Source organism: Escherichia fergusonii ATCC 35469 (assembly GCF_000026225.1).
GTDB lineage: Bacteria > Pseudomonadota > Gammaproteobacteria > Enterobacterales > Enterobacteriaceae > Escherichia > Escherichia fergusonii.
On record NC_011740.1, the window covers coordinates 2,834,600 to 2,853,834 of the forward strand.

14 protein-coding genes are annotated in these 19,235 nt (G+C 48.7%); 9 read left to right on the forward strand and 5 right to left on the reverse strand.

Translation table 11 applies throughout. From position 1 onward, the window contains the following. Positions 1-27: 27 nt before the first annotated feature. From lplT to EFER_RS24170, 3 genes are all read right to left on the reverse strand, one after another. The gene (lplT, locus tag EFER_RS13970) at positions 28-1,221 is read right to left on the reverse strand and encodes a lysophospholipid transporter LplT (RefSeq protein ID WP_000004640.1); all 1,194 of its coding nucleotides are present in this window, start codon (positions 1,219-1,221) and stop codon (positions 28-30) included. Beyond that, a complete protein-coding gene (aas, locus tag EFER_RS13975) occupies positions 1,214-3,373 on the reverse strand; it encodes a bifunctional acyl-ACP--phospholipid O-acyltransferase/long-chain-fatty-acid--ACP ligase (RefSeq protein ID WP_000896081.1) in 2,160 nt (719 codons plus the stop codon). Before aas ends, lplT begins: the two co-directional genes overlap by 8 nt. 282 nt (positions 3,374-3,655) lie before the next feature. Beyond that, positions 3,656-3,955, reverse strand: coding sequence for a hypothetical protein (locus EFER_RS24170; protein ID WP_015953663.1), 300 nt, complete (start codon positions 3,953-3,955; stop codon positions 3,656-3,658). A gap of 12 nt (positions 3,956-3,967) precedes the next feature. Between EFER_RS24170 and galR the strand changes: the two genes are divergently transcribed. Further along, positions 3,968-4,996: an HTH-type transcriptional regulator GalR gene (gene galR, locus EFER_RS13985; protein WP_000201031.1), complete on the forward strand. Its 1,029-nt coding sequence runs from the start codon at positions 3,968-3,970 to the stop codon at positions 4,994-4,996. A gap of 14 nt (positions 4,997-5,010) precedes the next feature. Here the strand turns inward: galR and lysA are convergent, their stop codons facing one another. Further along, complete coding sequence (gene lysA, locus EFER_RS13990; protein ID WP_001120298.1) at positions 5,011-6,273, reverse strand: diaminopimelate decarboxylase; 1,263 nt, start codon at positions 6,271-6,273, stop codon at positions 5,011-5,013. Positions 6,274-6,382: 109 nt separating this feature from the next. On the opposite strand from lysA, the gene EFER_RS13995 reads away from it, so the two are divergent. Then, positions 6,383-7,318 carry a LysR family transcriptional regulator gene (locus EFER_RS13995; protein ID WP_000741904.1) on the forward strand — a complete coding sequence of 312 codons (936 nt, stop codon included), beginning with the start codon at positions 6,383-6,385 and terminating at the stop codon, positions 7,316-7,318. A gap of 4 nt (positions 7,319-7,322) precedes the next feature. Here the strand turns inward: EFER_RS13995 and EFER_RS14000 are convergent, their stop codons facing one another. Further along, positions 7,323-8,504 carry an acetyl-CoA C-acetyltransferase gene (locus EFER_RS14000; RefSeq protein WP_000665972.1) on the reverse strand — a complete coding sequence of 394 codons (1,182 nt, stop codon included), beginning with the start codon at positions 8,502-8,504 and terminating at the stop codon, positions 7,323-7,325. A 243-nt stretch (positions 8,505-8,747) separates the two neighbouring features. Here EFER_RS14000 and EFER_RS14005 point away from each other — a divergent pair, with 243 nt between their 5' ends. From EFER_RS14005 to EFER_RS14035, 7 genes are all read left to right on the forward strand, one after another. Continuing rightward, positions 8,748-9,977, forward strand: a complete 1,230-nt coding sequence (locus tag EFER_RS14005; RefSeq protein WP_000036845.1) for an amino acid permease — start codon at positions 8,748-8,750, stop codon at positions 9,975-9,977. Positions 9,978-10,461: 484 nt separating this feature from the next. Then, positions 10,462-11,148 (forward strand): helix-turn-helix transcriptional regulator, encoded by a 687-nt coding sequence (locus tag EFER_RS14010; protein ID WP_000521992.1) that lies wholly within the window; start codon positions 10,462-10,464, stop codon positions 11,146-11,148. A gap of 358 nt (positions 11,149-11,506) precedes the next feature. Further along, entirely contained in the window at positions 11,507-12,313 is an 807-nt protein-coding gene (locus tag EFER_RS14015) for a winged helix-turn-helix domain-containing protein (protein WP_000289858.1), read from the forward strand. After that, positions 12,306-12,788 carry a hypothetical protein gene (locus EFER_RS14020; RefSeq protein WP_000039762.1) on the forward strand — a complete coding sequence of 161 codons (483 nt, stop codon included), beginning with the start codon at positions 12,306-12,308 and terminating at the stop codon, positions 12,786-12,788. Before EFER_RS14015 ends, EFER_RS14020 begins: the two co-directional genes overlap by 8 nt. A 296-nt stretch (positions 12,789-13,084) precedes the next feature. Next, positions 13,085-15,319: a cyclic di-3',5'-guanylate-activated glycosyltransferase NfrB gene (gene nfrB / locus EFER_RS14025; protein WP_000455102.1), complete on the forward strand. Its 2,235-nt coding sequence runs from the start codon at positions 13,085-13,087 to the stop codon at positions 15,317-15,319. Further along, entirely contained in the window at positions 15,309-18,278 is a 2,970-nt protein-coding gene (locus EFER_RS14030; protein ID WP_000654463.1) for a phage receptor, read from the forward strand. Before nfrB ends, EFER_RS14030 begins: the two co-directional genes overlap by 11 nt. Beyond that, entirely contained in the window at positions 18,278-19,171 is an 894-nt protein-coding gene (locus EFER_RS14035) for a DUF4434 family protein (protein WP_001096404.1), read from the forward strand. Before EFER_RS14030 ends, EFER_RS14035 begins: the two co-directional genes overlap by 1 nt. Positions 19,172-19,235: the final 64 nt, after the last annotated feature.

Consider the following 19,235-nt stretch of genomic DNA (forward strand, 5'->3'; position numbering starts at 1 on the left):
CAGCAAATAACGCCGCCCGGTACACGCTTAATGACGGCGCTGCCAAATCCAGAGCGCCGTTATTGCCAGTGCAAACAGTGTACCAAAACCAATGCCAATGGGTACGACCGGAATCCCCACCAATACCGCCAGCGAGTAAATACCTAACATCAGCAACATGGCACTGTTTTCGCCGAGGTTCTGTACTGCGATAGCATTACCCGCCCCAACGCTTTTTTTGCCTCGCTCTTGTAGCAACGCATTCAGTGGGACAACAAAAAAACCACCCAGGACACCAATCAACATTAACAACGCATAGGCGGGTAGCAGTTCATGTTGTAGCGAGAAAAACAGTACCACCACACCAATCAAGATCCCGGCAGGCATACAACGAGAGACCGTTTCCAGCGTCACCAGTTTTGCGGCTGCCCCCGCACCAAGCACAATACCAATCGCCACCATCGCGTTAAGATACGTTGGCGTCGCGTTGTCAGTGATCCCTAAAGCGACGGGCACCCACAATACCAGCAGAAAACGTAATGTGACTCCCGCCCCCCAGAACAAACTGGTGCCCACCAGCGAGAAGCGAGTTTCACCGTTTTGCCACAATGAGGTGCAGGCAGATTTAAAACTACAGGTCATTTTAAGGACATTCCACGACTGCCCAGGACGCGCTGCTGCCAGTTTCGGAATGTAGATATTCGCTGCTACCGCCCCGGCATATGCCAGTGCACAAGCGGCCAATGCCACCAGCACATGCAAATCAGCCAGCACGCCACCAGCGACGGAACCCAGCAAAATCGCGGCAATCGTGGAGGCTTCCATCAGACCATTGGCTTTTACCAGTTTGTCTCCCGTGGTCAGCTCACCAAGGATGCCATATTTCGCCGGAGAATAAGCCGCAGCGCCAATGCCAACCAGCGTATAGCCAACAAATGGATTAAAACCAAAGCAAATACTGGCAGCCCCCAGCAGCTTCAGGCCATTGGCGAACATCATCACCCGACCTTTCGCAAAGCTATCGGCCACCTGTCCCACAAACGGCGCAAACAGAATGTAAGCACCCACAAACACCATTTGCAGAACTGGCTGGCTCCATTCCGGGTAAAATTGTGCTTTCAGTAATGCCAGCGTGGCAAACAGTAGCGCGTTATCACCAAATGCAGAAAGAAACTGCGCGACGATAACGGCCTTCATCCCCTTCGACCATAGCGAAGTGTTAGTGTGCACTGACTCACTCATTATGTTTTTCCGGCTCGTCGACCCAGCTTTTTAGTGTCACAAAGTCTGGCTTACCACTGCCCAACAGCGGCATCTGTTTCAGATAGCGAATATCGCGTGGTACAGCAAGTTCTGGTACACCGTGCTCGCGGGCGTATTGTTGCAGTTTGTCACGCGTCAGCTCGCTGTCGGTGGTGAACAGCACCAGTGCCTCACCTTTGCTGGCATCGCTCTTAATTGCGGTGGCGTGAACTTTATCAGGCGAAACCCCCAGTGCCAGTTGTTCAACCATTTCCAGTGACACCATCTCCCCGGCAATTTTAGCAAAGCGTTTCGCCCGCCCCTGAATCTGCACAAACCCTTGCTCGTCAAAACGCACGATATCGCCAGTGTCATACCAGCCGCGTTCCAGCTCACCCTGGATATTCTCTGCGGTTGGCACTTCCAGCACGCCAGGTTTTTCCACCCGCAAGTAGCCATTCATGATATTTGGCCCTTTCAGTTGCAAACGCCCACCGTCTTCAATACCTGGCACTGCCAACAAGCGGGCATCCATTCCTGGCAGAATACGCCCGACAGTGCCCGGTTTGGCTGCCATCGGCACGTTGATAGAGACCACCGGCGCACATTCGGTAACGCCATAACCTTCGAGAATTCGCAGGCCAAATTTATCCTGCCAAAGCTGTTTGGTACTTTCTTGCAGTTTTTCTGCACCAGCCACCACATAGCGTAGGCGATAGAAATCATACGGGTTGGCAAAGCGCGCGTAATGACCGAGGAAAGTTGATGTGCCGAAAAGCACTGTGCAATTACGGTCATACACCAGCTCCGGCACAATGCGATAGTGTAGCGGGCTTGGGTAAAGGAAGACTTCGGCACCTGTCAGTAAAGGAGTAAAAAGCCCCACCGTCAGACCAAAAGAGTGAAACAGCGGTAACGCCGACATAAAGCGGTCGTTGGTGGTGAAGTCGGCGATAGTTTTAATCTGCTCAACGTTTGCCAGAATGCTTTTATGGCTATGAACCACCCCTTTAGGATGACCTTCAGAACCAGAAGTAAAGAGAATTAACGCCTCTTCCTCGGGTTGCTGTTTTACCTGTGCCAGATGCGGCATTAATAAATGAGCAAAGATCCAGACTTTGTCTGTCAAGGTAACGTCGGCTTTCAGGTCTTCCAGATATATCCAACGAACCTGTGTGAGTTGTTCCGGCAGATGCCAGAGTTTGCCTTTATCAAGGAACTGGCGAGAGGTGAAAATAGTTTTGATTTCAGCGGCAGTGATAGCACTGGTTAGCCCTTTTACGCCGGCGGTGTAGTTCATCATTGCCGGGATACGGCGACGGGCAATGGCCCCGAAAATCACCGCTGCGCTAATACCTGCATTGGGTAGCATTAAGCCGATTCTTTCCCCTTCTGCACTGTACTTCTCAAGAATACGCCCGACAAACAGCGTCTTGGTGAGTAATTTTCGATAGCTGTCCGGGGTAAAATTGACATCTTCAACGCAATTTTTTCCGCCACCGTAGCGGTGCATAGCTCCCAATAACGATTCATACAGCGTTTCACGTGGACGCACGGCCATCCGCGCTTCCATCATGATCTGGTGCAGCATTTCGCCCGCGATTTTACGGCGATCGCGCGCTCGTGGCGCATCCGGCATCGGCACATGAGTTGGTGGCAAAATATGCAGATGAATCTTCGGGAACAATCGACGTTTGACCAGACCTTTCAGACGGCTGAAATGAGTTAATTCAGCCCCTTCAATACGAACTGGAACGACCGTCGCGCCTGATTTTGCTGCCACAAAACCCGCACCATCGTATATCTTCATCAGCGAACCGGTTACTGTGATTCTCCCTTCCGGAAAAATTACCACCGGGCGCCCCTGTTCTACCAGACGCACCAGATGTTTAATCGCCATCGGTTTGGTGGGGTCCAGCGGTACAAAGTCGATAAGGGATTGTAACCAGCGCATATACCACTGCTGGCTGATGGATGTGTACACGGCAAACACCGGGCGCACAGGTAAAAACAGCGCCAGCAAGATGCCATCAATAAAGGAAACATGGTTTGGTGTGATGAGCACACGCTCACCTTTTAGTGCCGCTGGGTCTCCCGTGACCTGAACACGGTATAACACCTGACATAATTTACGAAAAAAGCCGAAAAGCATATCAACTCCCTTTGCAGAATATTCAGAAAAAACGAATGAAGGCAGATTACACGAGAAGAGGATTGGAATGCGAGCAAGAGAAAAAATGAGGCGAAAAAAAACCTGCGCATCCGCGCAGGTTGGTGCAAGAGACAGGGTACGAAGCGCGTACCGAATAATCTCACCAATCAATACCTCTGGGATCTTGATTGTGGTCTCAATGAAGCCTCTACGCCAGCGAGAAAACGCAAAGGAATGAAGGGAAATGCAACCAGGTGTGTAAATTATCGCTTACTGTTACAGTTACATGAATGCATAAAAAAAACCTGCGCATCTGCGCAGGTTGGTGTAATTCAAGTGGTCAACTTTATAGTTGACACCACCTATCAATACCTCTGGGATCTCCAATGTAGCAAGCCGCGCTTCGTTGTCACCAGCACACAATCGCAACAGCGCATCGCAAAGTGTAACCAAAGGTTTGTATTCTCTGGTTTCTGTCTTACTTTTAACGATATGACGCACATTTCCTTCTCCCCGCGCCGTAAGCCCCTTGAACACGCCATCATTTTCCGTAACACTGGCACAATGTAAGCGTTTACCCACAAAGGTATTTTCATGGCGACAATAAAGGATGTAGCCCGACTGGCTGGTGTTTCAGTCGCCACCGTCTCTCGCGTTATTAATGGTTCCCCAAAAGCAAGCGAAGCATCGCGGATTGCGGTGCAAAGCGCAATGGAATCGCTCAGCTACCATCCAAATGCTAATGCACGTGCATTGGCCCAACAGGCAACTGAAACTGTCGGTCTGGTGGTAGGTGATGTTTCCGATCCCTTTTTCGGTGCGATGGTAAAAGCGGTTGAGCAGGTGGCCTATAACACCGGCAATTTTCTGCTGATTGGTAATGGTTACCACGATGAGCAAAAAGAGCGCCAGGCTATTGAGCAACTAATGCGCCATCGCTGTGCCGCACTGGTCGTACACGCCAAAATGATCCCGGATGAAGACCTGGCGTCATTAATGAAACAAATGCCGGGGATGGTATTGATCAACCGAATTCTTCCTGGGTTTGAGAATCGTTGCATCGCCCTGGACGATCGCTACGGGGCATGGCTGGCAACGCGCCACTTAATTCAGCAGGGCCATACACGGATTGGCTATCTCTGTTCTAATCATTCCATTTCTGACGCCGAAGATCGTTTGCAAGGTTATTACGACGCCCTTGCAGAAAGCGGTATTACGGCGAATGACAGGCTGGTGACATTTGGTGAACCAGATGAAAGTGGTGGTGAACAGGCGATGACTGAATTGTTGGGGCGGGGAAGAAATTTCACTGCCGTGGCCTGTTATAACGACTCAATGGCTGCTGGCGCGATGGGTGTTCTCAATGACAATGGCATCGACGTACCTGGCGAGATCTCACTGATTGGTTTCGATGATGTACTGGTATCACGCTACGTCCGCCCACGCTTAACCACCGTGCGTTATCCGGTGGTGACGATGGCAACCCAGGCCGCAGAACTGGCACTGGCGCTGGCAGAAAAACGTCCGCTCCCGGAAGTCACGCACGTTTTCATCCCTACCCTGGTGCGCAGGCACTCCGTGACGCCGCCACTGGAAGCCAGTCATTCAGCTTCCAGCAACTGAACACAAGCTGGCACTCAGATTAACTCCAGTGCCAGTAACTCCTCAATAGTTTGGCGACGACGAATTAACCGCGCCTGACCATTATCAAACAGTACTTCTGGCAGTAACGGGCGGCTGTTGTAATTCGATGACATCGATGCGCCATAGGCGCCCGTGTCATGCAATACCAGATAATCACCCGGCGCAACTTGTGGAAGTTCACGCGTTTCGACAGTGCCCCCCTCCTGCTGCGTGAAAACATCGCCGGACTCACACAACGGCCCCGCCACTACAGTTTCCACCACTGGCGTATTGTCAAATGATCGTCCGTCTGCCGCCAGTGCAGTAATTCGGTGATAACTGCCATACATTGCAGGGCGCATTAAGTCGTTGAATCCTGCATCAATCAACACGAAGTGGCGACGCCCCATCTGTTTCACGCTTCGTACCTGGGCGATTAATACGCCGGATTGTGCTACCAGAAAACGTCCTGGTTCGATTTCCAGCTTCACCCGATGCCCAAGATGATGAGCAATTTGCTCACGAGCAGCATTCCACAAACCAAAATAGTGTTCGGTATCCACGGCCTCTTCGCCGTCACGATACGGGATCGACAATCCACCACCAGCAGATATCGCCTCCAGCTCCTGACCAAACTCAATGACCTGACTCACCATAGCCCCACAGACCTGTTCCAGATGCGCGTAATCGACACCGGAACCAATATGCATATGAATCCCCACAAGTTTCAACTCATAGCGTGCAATCACTGCCAGTGCTGCAGGCAAATCGGTATGCCAAATCCCATGCTTACTGTTCTCGCCGCCGGTGTTCGTTTTCTGGCTGTGCCCGTGACCAAAGCCAGGATTGACCCGCAGCCAGACACGATGCCCTGGCGAAACCTGCCCTAATTGCTCCAGCATATCGACAGATCCGGCATTTACCGGAATACGCAGCTCGCTGACCCGTGCCAGAGTCGCGCTATCAATCACATCAGCGGTAAAGACAATATCGTCCGGTGAAGTCAAAGGATCGTACCCGGCAGCCAATGCTCGTTCGATCTCGCCCAGCGATACGGAATCAACCTTCACTCCTTGCTCACGCATCAGACGTAGAATATGAATATTGGAACATGCCTTCTGGGCAAAGCGCACCACATCAAACTGCTTCAGTGCCGCGATCTGTCGGCGGATGATTTGTGCATCGTATACCCATACCGGGCAACCAAATTCGGCAGGCAGTGTCAGCAGATTTTCAGCGGTCAAATCACTGGCAGCACAGGTCAGTAAGTGTGGCATTTGTGGCTCCTCTTTTTTTTATGATTACGCCACAGGAAAAACCGAATAAAAAATATCGTTTTTTCGTAAGTCTATGCAAAAATGATATGGATTAATGCTGGAGAAAATAATGGCTGCCGTCACTCTACGTCATATAGAAATATTCCACGCGGTGATGACCGCCGGAAGCCTGACCGAAGCGGCTCGTTTGCTGCATACTTCGCAACCGACGGTCAGCCGGGAACTGGCACGGTGTGAAAAATTGCTCGGGCTAAAGCTCTTTGAGCGAACACGTGGACGCTTACACCCAACGGTGCAAGGTTTGCGCTTGTTTGAAGAAGTGCAACGTTCATGGTATGGGCTGGATCGCATTGTGAGTGCGGCAGAAAGCCTGCGTGAATTTCGTCAGGGCGAGCTTTCTATTGTCTGTCTGCCAGTTTTTTCCCAATCCTTACTACCGCCGCTATTGCAGCCATTTCTCGCCCGCTACCCGGATGTCAGTTTAAATGTTGTTCCTCAGGAGTCACCGTTACTGGAAGAGTGGCTATCTGCCCAACGTCACGATCTGGGATTAACAGAAACGCTGCATACGCCTGCGGGAACTGAGCGTACGGAGTTGCTTTCCCTGGATGAAGTCTGCGTCTTACCGCCGGGGCATCCGCTGGCAGCAAAACATTGTTTAACGCCTCAGGATTTTCAGGGAGAGAACTATATCAGTCTCTCCCGCACTGACAGTTACCGTCAGTTGCTGGATAGTTTATTTACAGAGCATCAGGTGAAACGGCGGATGGTCGTTGAAACACACAGTGCCGCGTCAGTATGTGCGATGGTACGTGCAGGTGCTGGGGTTTCTGTCGTAAACCCACTCACTGCGCTGGATTATGCTGCCAGTGGCGTGGAAGTACGTCGTTTTAGTATTGCCGTGCCATTCACGATAAGTCTGATTCGCCCCTTGCACCGCCCCTCTTCTGCACTGGTCGATGCTTTTAGTGAACACTTACAAACCAGCTTACAGGGCCTGGTAACTTCACTTGATGCCATCCTGCAAGGTGCAAAGCAACATTAACGGCTTATTCGTCGCGCTCTATCGTTAAAGCCACGCCCTGACCACCGCCGATGCAAAGCGTCGCCAGCCCTTTACGCGCTTTGCGTTTGACCATTTCATGGACGAGGGAAACCAGAATTCGGCAACCCGATGCGCCTATAGGGTGTCCCAAAGCAATTGCACCGCCGTTAACATTGACCCGGCGTTCATCCCACTCCAGCATTTTCCCTACCGATAATGCCTGAGCAGCAAAAGCTTCATTTGCTTCAATCAGGTCAACATCCGCGAGCTGCCAGCCTACACGTTCAAGGCAACGACGAGTGGCATAAACGGGGGCTATCCCCATCAGCGCCGGATCAACCCCTACACTGGCAAAAGAACGAATACGCGCAAGGATCGGCAAATTAAGTTCCAGGGCTTTCGCTTCACTCATCATCATGACTGCCGCTGCGCCATCATTCATAGAAGAAGCATTGCCCGCAGTGACCGAGCCCATCTGCTCAAAAGCAGGATTTAGCTGTGCCAGTCCTTCTGCACTGGCATCGGTACGTGGCTGTTCATCGGTATCGACCCGCAGCAACTGCCCTTCACGTTCGATGACTACCGGTACGATTTCAGCCTGGAATCGGCCACTATCGATGGCAGCACGTGCCTTTTGCTGGGAACTCAGGGCGTATGCATCCTGTAACTCACGGCTGATACCATATTCACGCGCCAGATTTTCCGCCGTCACGCCAATATGATAATCATTAAACGCATCCCACAAACCGTCATGCACAAGGCTGTCAACCAGTTGACTGTTACCAAGTTGCGCACCAGTTCGGCTATCGGTCAATACATGCGGCGCGCGGCTCATATTCTCCTGGCCGCCCGCAATAACGATATCAGCCTCGCCGCACTGGATTGCCTGAGTGGCAAGATGAAGCGCTTTCAGACCGGAACCGCAAACGTCGTTGATAGTTATAGCTGAGACGGTATTCGGCAGGCCACCTTTAATTGCTGACTGTCGGGCGGGGTTTTGCCCTGCTCCGGCAGTGAGTACCTGCCCCAGAATCACCTCATCAATGGCATTGCCATCCACGCCTGTTTTTTCCAGCAGGGCGTGTATTACCCGGCTACCCAGCTCGACCGCAGAATGACGTGACAACGCCCCCTGAAAACATCCAATGGGTGTGCGCAACGCCCCGACTATCACGACCTCTTTCATTACGACCTCTGCACAAATTGACCCGCCAATAATAGATTATTGTTAATGACAGTTATCTTGTTTGTGCAAAAACGGTGATTTTTATCACAAGATATTTACATTTCCACTTTCATCTTCGTGTCATGCGGCAAGCCAGAGAAAGCTCATAGCAATGGAGTTCTATCCTTTAATCTCCCACATCATGCTCAGTTTGTGATAAATTCCGCTCCGTTTTGTTTAATTTATGGTTGAAACATTCAAATAATGTCAAAAATCTGGTCAAAAGATGAAACTCTCTGGAGTTTCGCACTCTATGGTACTGCCGTTGGAGCAGGAACTTTGTTTCTTCCCATTCAGCTCGGCTCTGCGGGGGCTGTAGTACTGTTTATTACTGCCCTGGTCGCCTGGCCACTAACCTACTGGCCGCATAAAGCATTGTGCCAGTTCATCCTTTCATCTCACACTTCAGCTGGCGAAGGTATTACTGGCGCGGTAACGCATTACTATGGAAAGAAAATCGGCAATTTAATTACCACATTGTATTTCATTGCTTTTTTTGTGGTGGTTTTGATTTATGCCGTTGCCATTACCAACTCATTGACTGAGCAGCTGGCAAAACATATCGAGATCAATTTCAGTATCCGCATGTTAGTCAGCCTGGCAGTCGTGCTGATTCTGAATTTGATCTTCCTGATGGGCCGCCATGCCACAATTCGGGTGATGGGCTTTTTAGTCTTCCCACTCATTGGCTACTTTTTATTTCTGTCGTTATATCTCACCGGCAGTTGGCAACCGACGTTGCTAACCGGGCAAATGACAGTTGATAAAGAGACGATTCATCAAATCTGGATCTCTATTCCGGTAATGGTGTTTGCTTTTAGTCACACGCCGATTATTTCTACCTTTGCCATAGACAGAGAGGAGAAATACGGCGAACAGGCGATGAATAAATGTAAGAAAATAATGAAGGTGGCTTATCTTATCATCTGCCTGAGCGTACTATTTTTTGTCTTTAGTTGCTTGCTGGCCATTCCACCGGCTTATATTGAAACAGCTAAAAATGAAGGGGTAACCATATTATCGGCCCTTGCTATGATGCCAAATGCGCCCGCCTGGCTTTCTATTTCTGGCATTATCGTTGCCGTTGTTGCCATGTCGAAGTCATTCCTTGGCACCTATTTTGGTGTTATTGAAGGTGCAACGGAAGTGATGAACAACTCGCTGCAAAAAATTGGCATCCATAAAAGTCGTGCATTTAACCGCATCATGTCGATTCTGGTGATCTCACTGATTACGTTTATCGTCTGCTGCATTAATCCCAATGCAATTTCGATGATCTATGCAATCAGCGGACCACTGATTGCGATGATTTTGTTTATCATGCCGACGCTGTCAACGTATTTGATTCCGGCACTGAAACCCCATCGCTCGCTGGGTAATCTGATTACTCTGATTGTTGGCCTACTTTGTGTGTCTGTGATGTTCTTCGGTTAACATAACAAAAACGGTTCAGACGAAACCTACGTCTGAACCGTATCTTTTATTCGCGAATTTTCTCACCCCTAATAACATTCATCTTAACCAGCCTTATATCCCACAAAAAAAACATAACAAAATCAATATAATTCATCTTAACCAGGCGAATTCGATGTAATTAAGAGCATTTAAGATGCGAAGCTAAGATTACCCAGGTAATATACTGACAACATTAAGGGAAAAGTGATACTCATCGCATTATCATAAAGATTTTTTCCTGGAAAAAAGTCTTACGGCACACAATAAAATACTCAATTTAAAAAATGAGCATTTGTTGATATCGAGATTAATTAAAGAGTAATAGAATACGGCTATTAGCCGATTTTGAGAATTTTATTATTTTGCTAAATTTACTTAGGTATAAGTGAATTCAGTGGTGCATTGACACACCTTTTGGTGAGTGAAATTATGCAAATCATCTTCGGATAGGGAGGCTCTTAATATGGGGCTTGATATTAAGTTAAAAAATCTGATGTGCAGCAGCTGCTCACTGCATTGTGCAATGATGCCAGAGAAATCTCCACGTCAGGAATATTGTGCGAATGCCTGTTTCTGTACATGGCCGGAAGACAGCCTGTATTTTAATCGCGGAATCATCGATGGCATCGTGAATAAAAATCACAATGCCAGATTAAATGGCTATATCTTTGTTGATTTTTCAGTAAGCTTTTTCCGTTTATTTCTCGATGATGAATGGATAAATTATCTGGCAAGCTCATCCATGGGAATCGTTCTGGTCACCGATCGTAATATGCAGCCACTGGCAAATTACTGGCGTAAAAACCATCCGGCAGTCTCTGCGGTCATTTACCACAATGAAAGCATGAATGTTGCCAATGAAAAAATTCGTCAGTTATTTATCGGTCGTTTTTTATCTTTTGCCAAAGGTAGCACGCTGACGAAAATGGAATTTAAGATCATGGGGAGCATGATACGTGGTAGCGACCCGCAAGATATCGCTCAGGATCTGGATTTAGATATCCGCAGTGTCTATGCCTATAAACAGCGTATCGAGAAACGAATGGGGCGTAAACTCAACTCGTTGTTTATCGACTCTCATCCGGTCACTCGTGAACAACCATCACCACTTCCGACAGAAAAAAGGAAGGCCGAACTCGTCCTCGCCTGAGATGACTGTTACGTTCAATGCTTACCCGCTTTGGTTACGCCAAAGCGGGTTGTGCACTCGTCATACTTCAAGTTGCATGTGCTGCGATTGCGTTCGTTCACCCCAGTCACTTACTTTAGTAAGTGACTGGAATTCACTCGCTTATCGCCTTCCTGCAACTTGAATTATTTAGAGTATAGTCCAATAATTCCCTGCATTCGTACCATTATTAATTATACTCGTCATACCTCAAGTTGCATGTATGACGAGTACAGGTAAAAAAACAATCAGCATTACTTCTATATATGCAATAATAGCTATATTAACTCAGAGATATTCCGGGTTATTTAATTTTATCAACATGTCTTGTGACGTATATATGTACTGGATTATTAACGAGTTTATTGAATTTAGACCCGCGAGTAAAAAGCTCATTTCCCGGAGAAATCCTGAGCTTAATGTTGTATTAACGTCACCAGCCAGTCGTTGTCTGCTTCTTTTACTTGAAGCCTCTCCTGATGTCGTTTCCCAACAAGAACTTTTCAAAAAAGTGTGGGAAGATGAAGGAATGTATGTTCCGACCAACACCCTTTACCAGAATATTTCCATTGTCCGTCGGGGGCTGAAAGCGGTAGGTGAAACGGAACAAACACTGATAGCCACCATACCGCGCAAAGGGTTTAAGATTGAGCAGGGCGTTAAGATTGTCCGCATGGCTTCAGACGAACTTTTCCCTGAAGAAGAGCAAGAAGAAGAACAGACAGGTAATGCAGAGGAATTGTTATTACCCGTAAATGAGCATCAGCAACCACGAATATCTCTGATGTCGCGTTTATCTCTGGTTTTTATCATGCTCTTAGCCTTTATTGTTGGCGCTACCGGAATGCATTTTTATTGGCATTCCGGGGAAACCACGCCCTTTTTCGCGGACTACAAACTGCTCGAGCAAGAGAATGGTTGTCATTTCTATGTTAAAGATGACAGCCATGATGGTGACAATAATTTTGCGCGAATCAAAACGCTCATCACCCGTACCGGACTGGATTGTAAAAAATATCCCTGGGTTTATCTTCCACTCTCAAAAACCGATCCAGGGTTGGCAGTATTAGTTTGTAAGAAAGACTATCTTGTTCATTCTGTTCCTGGCTGCATGACACTCTCATTTCGCGAGGCTTACGGTGAGTAAAAAATATATCATTCTCTGCGCCGCGATTTGCTGCCTTCTGGGTATGGGTGCTGCTTTGGTATACCACTACTTACGCTTCGAGCATACCTATAAAGAAGAATGCTCAATATCGATGGTGGTATATCATAAAAATGTTCATGCCAATATCACGCTAAATTTTATGTATTCATTGGAAAAACAACAGGGTGTTGTTGCAGTCAGTGGTAATTATCTGCAAGACGACAAACCGAAAGGGATAATCAGACGCGATGTTTCTTACGACTGGACAGAAAATCAGGACGTCTATCACCTGCATTCCACAAAAATCGATAAATATGAAGGCATGGAAACCTTACCAGACGCTCTGCTTGCCAGTATCCTCCCGGACTTCTATGTCTATCCGAACGAAAATGTCAGTTATTCCATCCTTAATCAGGGGGAGCGTGGTTTTTTATTTACCATTGGTAAAAGGCCGCTCTTTTATTGCGCACGATAAGATATTTTACAATCAATGTAGTACACCAATATTTGAGATAAATTCTTATTTCCTCACATAATAATACAACATCTTTTGCATTTATTTTAAAACAATGGAAACATATAAGAAACAAACCACACACAATATTGTATGTATTTAAATCAAATAATAAAAGAGTGTAAAAAAATTACAGTAGTGTAAGAAAAAGCGCATTCTTATAATTATTTTTTTACCTCGTTCCGGGCTGTCAGACGTTATAAAAAACATTAATATATTCACGCTTATCATAATCACTAGTGATACAGGATAATAGCGTGGAGTGGCTTCTCGATCTTTTTTCAACCTGGTTGTATGGGTTGAAGTTTATCGCGATCGCATTAGCGATAATGATGTTAATTAGTGGCCTGGACGATCTCTTTATTGATGTTGTCTATTGGCTGCGTCGCGTAAAACGTAGCCTGAGCGTTTATCGCCGCTACCCACGGATGAATTACCGCGAACTGTATAAACCGGATGAAAAACCATTAGCCATTATGGTGCCTGCATGGAATGAAACGGGTGTCATTGGCAATATGGCCGAACTGGCAGCGACAACGCTGGATTATGAAAACTACCATATTTTCGTTGGTACCTATCCAAACGATCCGGATACCCAACGTGATGTGGATGAAGTCTGTGCACGTTTTCCCAACGTGCACAAGGTGGTCTGCGCCCGTCCCGGTCCAACCAGTAAAGCTGATTGCCTGAATAATGTGCTGGACGCCATCACCCAGTTTGAACGCAGCGCCAAATTTGCCTTTGCCGGGTTTATTTTGCATGACGCGGAAGATGTTATTTCGCCCATGGAACTCCGGCTGTTCAATTATCTGGTAGATCGTAAGGATCTTATCCAGATCCCGGTATATCCATTCGAACGGAAATGGACACACTTCACCAGCATGACTTACATCGATGAGTTTTCCGAGTTGCACGGCAAGGATGTTCCGGTACGCGAAGCTCTGGCCGGGCAAGTTCCCAGCGCGGGAGTGGGTACTTGTTTCAGCCGCCGGGCTATTTCAGCATTGCTGGCTGACGGTGATGGCATTGCCTTTGACGTACAGAGTCTGACCGAGGACTACGACATTGGCTTTCGTCTTAAAGAAAAGGGCATGAGTGAGATTTTTGTCCGTTTTCCGGTGGTGGATGACGGCAAAACGGGTGAACCACGTAAGTTATTCCAGAGTAAACGTACCCATAATATGATCTGTGTGCGTGAGTATTTCCCGGACACGTTTACAACGGCAGTGCGACAAAAATCGCGCTGGATTATTGGTATTGTCTTTCAGGGATTCAAAACCCATAAGTGGACTTCCAACCTGATTCTCAATTACTTCCTCTGGCGTGACCGCAAAGGGGCTATCAGCAATTTCATTAGTTTTATTGCCATGTTGGTTTTTATCCAGCTGATGCTTTTGATGCTGTATCAAACCTTCTGGCCCAATGCCTGGCATTTTCTCTCTATTTTTACCGACAGTGCCGCATTTACAACGCTGTTGTGGATGAATTTTGCCTTAATGGTCAATCGCATTGTGCAACGGGTGATTTTTGTCACTGGCTATTATGGGCTGACGCAAGGAATACTGTCGGTACTCCGTCTGTGCTGGGGTAACCTGATTAACTTTATGGCGAACTGGCGCGCGCTAAAACAGGTACTTCAGCATGGCGATCCGCGTCGGGTAGCATGGGATAAAACGACTCACGATTTTCCCAGCGTAAGCGGAGAAAACCGAGCGTTACGCCCGTTAGGCCAGATTTTGCTGGAGAATCATGTTATTACCGAAACGCAACTGGAGCAGGCTTTGACGAATCGTATACAGGGTCTGCGTCTCGGTGGTTCAATGTTGATGCAAGGACTTATCACTGCCCAACAACTGGCTCAGGCGTTGGCGGAACAAAACGGAGTCGGTTGGGAATCCGTTGATGCGTGGCAGATCCCGCGTTATCTGATTGAACAAATCCCCGCCAGTGTGGCACTGCATTACGCAGTGTTACCGCTGCGCATCGAAGATGATGTTCTGGTAGTAGGCAGCGAAGACGGGATTGATCCTGTCTCTTTGGCAGCATTGTCTCGCAAAACCGGTCGCCAGGTGCGCTATGTAATTGTGTTACGTGGCCAGGTGGTCACAGGGTTACGCCACTGGTACGCACGCCGTCGTGGACGCGATGCCCGCGAACTGCTCGAGCAGGCGGTGCTGCGTCGTTGGTTAACGCCACAACAACAAACCGAGATCTGGCAACAGTTTGTACAGCATCAGTTTCTGTTTGCTGAAGTACTGACAACGCTTGGGCATATCAATCGTTCAGCCATTAACGCCCTGCTACTTCGCCACGAACGCAGTGATCGCCCACTTGGCGCATTTCTGGTAGCGGAAGGCGTGATCAGTCAGGAGACACTGGATCGCGTTCTGAGCATTCAGCAAAATTTGCAAGTTTCAATGCAGTCGCTGTTACAGGCGGCTGGGTTAACCACAATGCAGATTGCAGAACTGGAGACAGATCATGAAGGATAATAATCGTTGCCGGATTATCGGCCTGTCTGGTCTGCTGATGAGCGCATTGCTAAGCGGTGGTGCGCTGGCAGAAGAGAATATAGGCACCAGTGCTGAAGAACTTGGTATCAGCGATTATCGCCATTTCGTTATTTATCCACGACTGGAAAAGGCGCTGACAGCACAACGTAAAAATGATGAAAAAACAGCCCTGCGTGAATTTGAGTATATTCATCGTCAGCTTCCCGACAACATTCCACTGACGCTGTATCTTGCCGAAGCTTATCGCCATTTTGGTCACAATGAACAAGCCCGCCAGTTGCTTAGCGAGCAGCTGCGCCATCAACCAGGAGATGCGCGCCTGAAACGAGCACTTGTAGCGATCCCTGTGGAGGTGAAACCTGTTAACTCTGAGGAGGAGTTACGGGCGTTACAAAAAAGTTGTGATGCCGTACCAGGCCTTGGGTGTCGTAGTGAAGTCGGGCAACATGCACTGCGCCTGGCATTGCTCGACATTGCTAATGCGCAGCTTGAGGATAAAACTTTCGCGACCTCACCACAGGGAAAAGCCCTGCGCCGCGACCTTCTGCACCGGGCAATCTACCTGAAAGACTGGGCACTGGCAGAAAGTCTGTTCGCCCGCGCCCCACACAGGCTGAGTGCTGCTGAGCGCCAGCAATGGTTTGATGTATTAATTGCCGGACAACTGGATGACCGCTTACTGGCATTACAAGCTAAGGGGATTTTTAACGATCCACAAAGGCGGATTGATTACGCCTCTACGCTGGCGCAACGCGGAGAAACGGCTCGGCTGGCGCACTATCTGGCAGAAAATCAGCCAGTTTTCCTGAATGCTGAACAGGAGAAAAGCTGGCTGTATTTGCTTACGCACTACAGCCAACAACCGGTACAGGCGCTGATGCATCAGCCAGTGCAGTTTGCGCAAAACCGTCGCTATGTGGTTGGCACAACACTCCCCGAACTGCTTAAAAAGCGGGATTACATCGGTGCACAACGTATCCTGGATTTGCTACCTGCCGGGGAAATGCCAGAGGAGCGCTATAGCGTCAGTCTGGCGCTTAATAACCGCCAGCAAGCATTGCAACTCGCGAAGCTGATGTACGCCGATAAACCGGATCTACAAAATCTCGATCGTCTGACATGGCAACTTATACAAAACGGGCAGAGCAAAGAAGCCGCACGGTTACTGTTACAGCGTTATCCCTTCTCTGATGATGAGAACGCGACAACACAAACGTTGATGGTGCGTCTGGGACAGTTACTTGAGTCTCTGCCGTCGCTGGCTACGCCATTGAAACTGGCAAGCCTGACACAACCGCTGTCATCCCCTGCCCTGCGTCAGTTGCAAAGCCAGTTTCCAGGAATTGCCGACAATTGCGAGGCTGTTCGTAATTTATTAGGTGATATGTCACCTTCGTACGATGCGACAGCCTGGACCCGCCTGGCCCAGTGCTATCGTGACGATTTACCCGGATTGTCATTGTACGCCTGGCAACAAGCGCAACAGCGAAAGCCTGATGACTGGCGTCACCGTGGTGTTGCATACCAGGCTTATCAGGTGCAGGACTACGCGACGGCACTTCAGGCATGGAAAAAAATCAGCGACAACGCATTGAAGAGTGAGGATTTGCTGGCTGCCGCCACCACAGCTCAGGCGGCAGGTGACAGCGAAGCCCGCGATCACTGGCTTAAGGTTGCCCGGCAACGTGGGCTGACTAACAACGCGCAATACTGGTGGTTGCACGCTCAGCGTTACCTTGCGCAGCAATCACCACAAGCCATGGAAGATTTAAACCGTTCCCTTGCCATCGCCCCGAGCGCCCGTGCTTTTGCTGCCCGCGCTCGTATTTATCGTCAGCAAAAAAACATCTCTGCAGCGATAAGCGATTTGCGTCATGCCCTGGCACTGGAGCCTGATAACAGCGCTGTTCAGGCCGCACTTGGGTATGCACTTTGGGATAACGGTGATATCGCCCAGTCGCGAGAAATACTGGAAAAAGCCCATCGTGCACAGCCAGATGATCCGGCGATTCGCAAGCAGCTGACGTATGTTAATCAGCGGCTGAACGATATTGCGCAAACACAGTTTTATGCCCGCGAAGTGATTGACGATATTACCTGGCAGGCCCAGGTTGATTCACTTAGCCCGCAGCAGAATCAGCAACTGTTCAATTTCCGTCGCCTGCATGAAGATGTGGCGCGTCGCTGGAGTTTTAATTTTGATACATCGATTGGTTTGCGTTCCGGGGCGATGAGTTCTGCTAATAATAATCTTGGTGGTTCATCTCCGGGTCACAGCTACCGCAGCTACGGGCAACTGGAAGCGGAATATCGTATCGGACGCAATATATTGCTCGATGGCGATCTCCTTGCCGCTTATAGCCGGGTATTTGCCGATACTGGCAGTAACGGCGTGGTAATGCCGGTGAAGAACCCAATTTCAGCCACCGGACTGCGCTGGAAACCGTTACGAAACCAGGTGTTTTTCCTTGCAGTTGAACAACAATTGCCACTCGATAAACATCATGGCGAGTCTGACACAATGTTACGTGCCAGTGCGTCACTGTTTAATGACGGTAAATACAGTGATGAATGGCACCCCAATGGCCCAGGCTGGATGGCACAAAACCTCTATCTTGATGCGGCACACTATATTCGTCAGGACAGTCAGGCATGGACGGCAGACTACCGGGTGAGCTGGCACCAGAAAGTGGCATATGGGCAAACTCTCGAACCTTATGCCCATGTGCAGGGCAATGGCTATCGGGGTAAAGATACTCAGGGAACACAGGTGGGTGGCGTTGGCCTACGCTGGAATCTCTGGACTGGTGAGAGTCACTATAACGCCTGGCCGCATAAAATCAGTGTTGGCGTGGAGTATCAACATACATTCAAAACCATTAATCAATCAGCCGGGGAGCGCAATAATGCCTTCCTGACATTGGGAGTTCGCTGGTAATGGCTAAGTTATTGACTCTATTGTTTACTTTGCTGTTGGTAAACCCATTTTCGCAAGCAATGACCGGTATTTTCTGGCAGCCACAAAACCGTGATATGCAGATTAACGATGCACACTGGCAATCATTAATGAATGCTCTGCACCAGCAAGGTTTTGATACCCTTGTTGTGCAATGGACACGTTACGGTGACGCCTTTACACAACCACAAGAGCGCACAAACTTGATCCACCGGGCAGAAGCGGCAAAGCGGGCAGGCTTAAAAGTGATTGTCGGGCTAAATGCTGATCCTGACTTTTTTCATCATCAAAAACAGTCACCTGCCGCACTGGAAAATTACTTTAACCACTTGCGGGCAGCAGATATTCAGCAGGCGCAGCGTTGGATGAGTCAGGCAGGTTTTCAGCCTGATGGCTGGTATATCAGCGCCGAAATTGACGACCTGAACTGGCGTGATGTTAGCGTGCGTGCACCCTTGCTCAAATGGCTGAAGGATAGCCGTCAGATGTTGCAAGCTGTAGCCGATAAACCTGTTTACATTAGCAGTTTTTTTGCCGGTAATATGTCGCCAGACGGCTATCGTCAATTACTTAGTGAGATGCATGACGCCGGGGTGAAGGTGTGGGTGCAGGATGGCAGCGGCGTCGGCAAGTTAACCGCTGCCCAGCGGGAACGTTATCTGACGGCGAGTGCGGGCTGCCAAAACGTAACACCTGCCAGTGGTATCGTTTATGAGTTATTTGTCGCCGGGAAAGGTAAAACATTCTCCGCGCAACCAAAATCACCGGCGGAGATCGCCACACTGATGGCAAAACATTCTTCTTGTGGCAAAGATTCACTCTATTTTTCGCTGCGCTATTTACCTGCGGCACAGGGAATAATGGAATACAACTAACTGATATCTTAACCATTAATGGGGCGGTTGCTGAGTCATCACTTCCGCTCCCGTCATTTCATCA

Bases quoted from the DNA above. Each gene is read 5' to 3' on its own strand.
- lplT (WP_000004640.1), bottom strand. From the start codon at position 1,221: ATGAGTGAGTCAGTGCACACTAACACTTCGCTATGGTCGAAGGGGATG.
- aas (WP_000896081.1), bottom strand. From the start codon at position 3,373: ATGCTTTTCGGCTTTTTTCGTAAATTATGTCAGGTGTTATACCGTGTT.
- galR (WP_000201031.1), top strand. From the start codon at position 3,968: ATGGCGACAATAAAGGATGTAGCCCGACTGGCTGGTGTTTCAGTCGCC.
- lysA (WP_001120298.1), bottom strand. From the start codon at position 6,273: ATGCCACACTTACTGACCTGTGCTGCCAGTGATTTGACCGCTGAAAAT.
- EFER_RS13995 (WP_000741904.1), top strand. From the start codon at position 6,383: ATGGCTGCCGTCACTCTACGTCATATAGAAATATTCCACGCGGTGATG.
- EFER_RS14000 (WP_000665972.1), bottom strand. From the start codon at position 8,504: ATGAAAGAGGTCGTGATAGTCGGGGCGTTGCGCACACCCATTGGATGT.
- EFER_RS14005 (WP_000036845.1), top strand. From the start codon at position 8,748: ATGTCAAAAATCTGGTCAAAAGATGAAACTCTCTGGAGTTTCGCACTC.
- EFER_RS14010 (WP_000521992.1), top strand. From the start codon at position 10,462: ATGGGGCTTGATATTAAGTTAAAAAATCTGATGTGCAGCAGCTGCTCA.
- EFER_RS14015 (WP_000289858.1), top strand. From the start codon at position 11,507: ATGTACTGGATTATTAACGAGTTTATTGAATTTAGACCCGCGAGTAAA.
- EFER_RS14030 (WP_000654463.1), top strand. From the start codon at position 15,309: ATGAAGGATAATAATCGTTGCCGGATTATCGGCCTGTCTGGTCTGCTG.
- EFER_RS14035 (WP_001096404.1), top strand. From the start codon at position 18,278: ATGGCTAAGTTATTGACTCTATTGTTTACTTTGCTGTTGGTAAACCCA.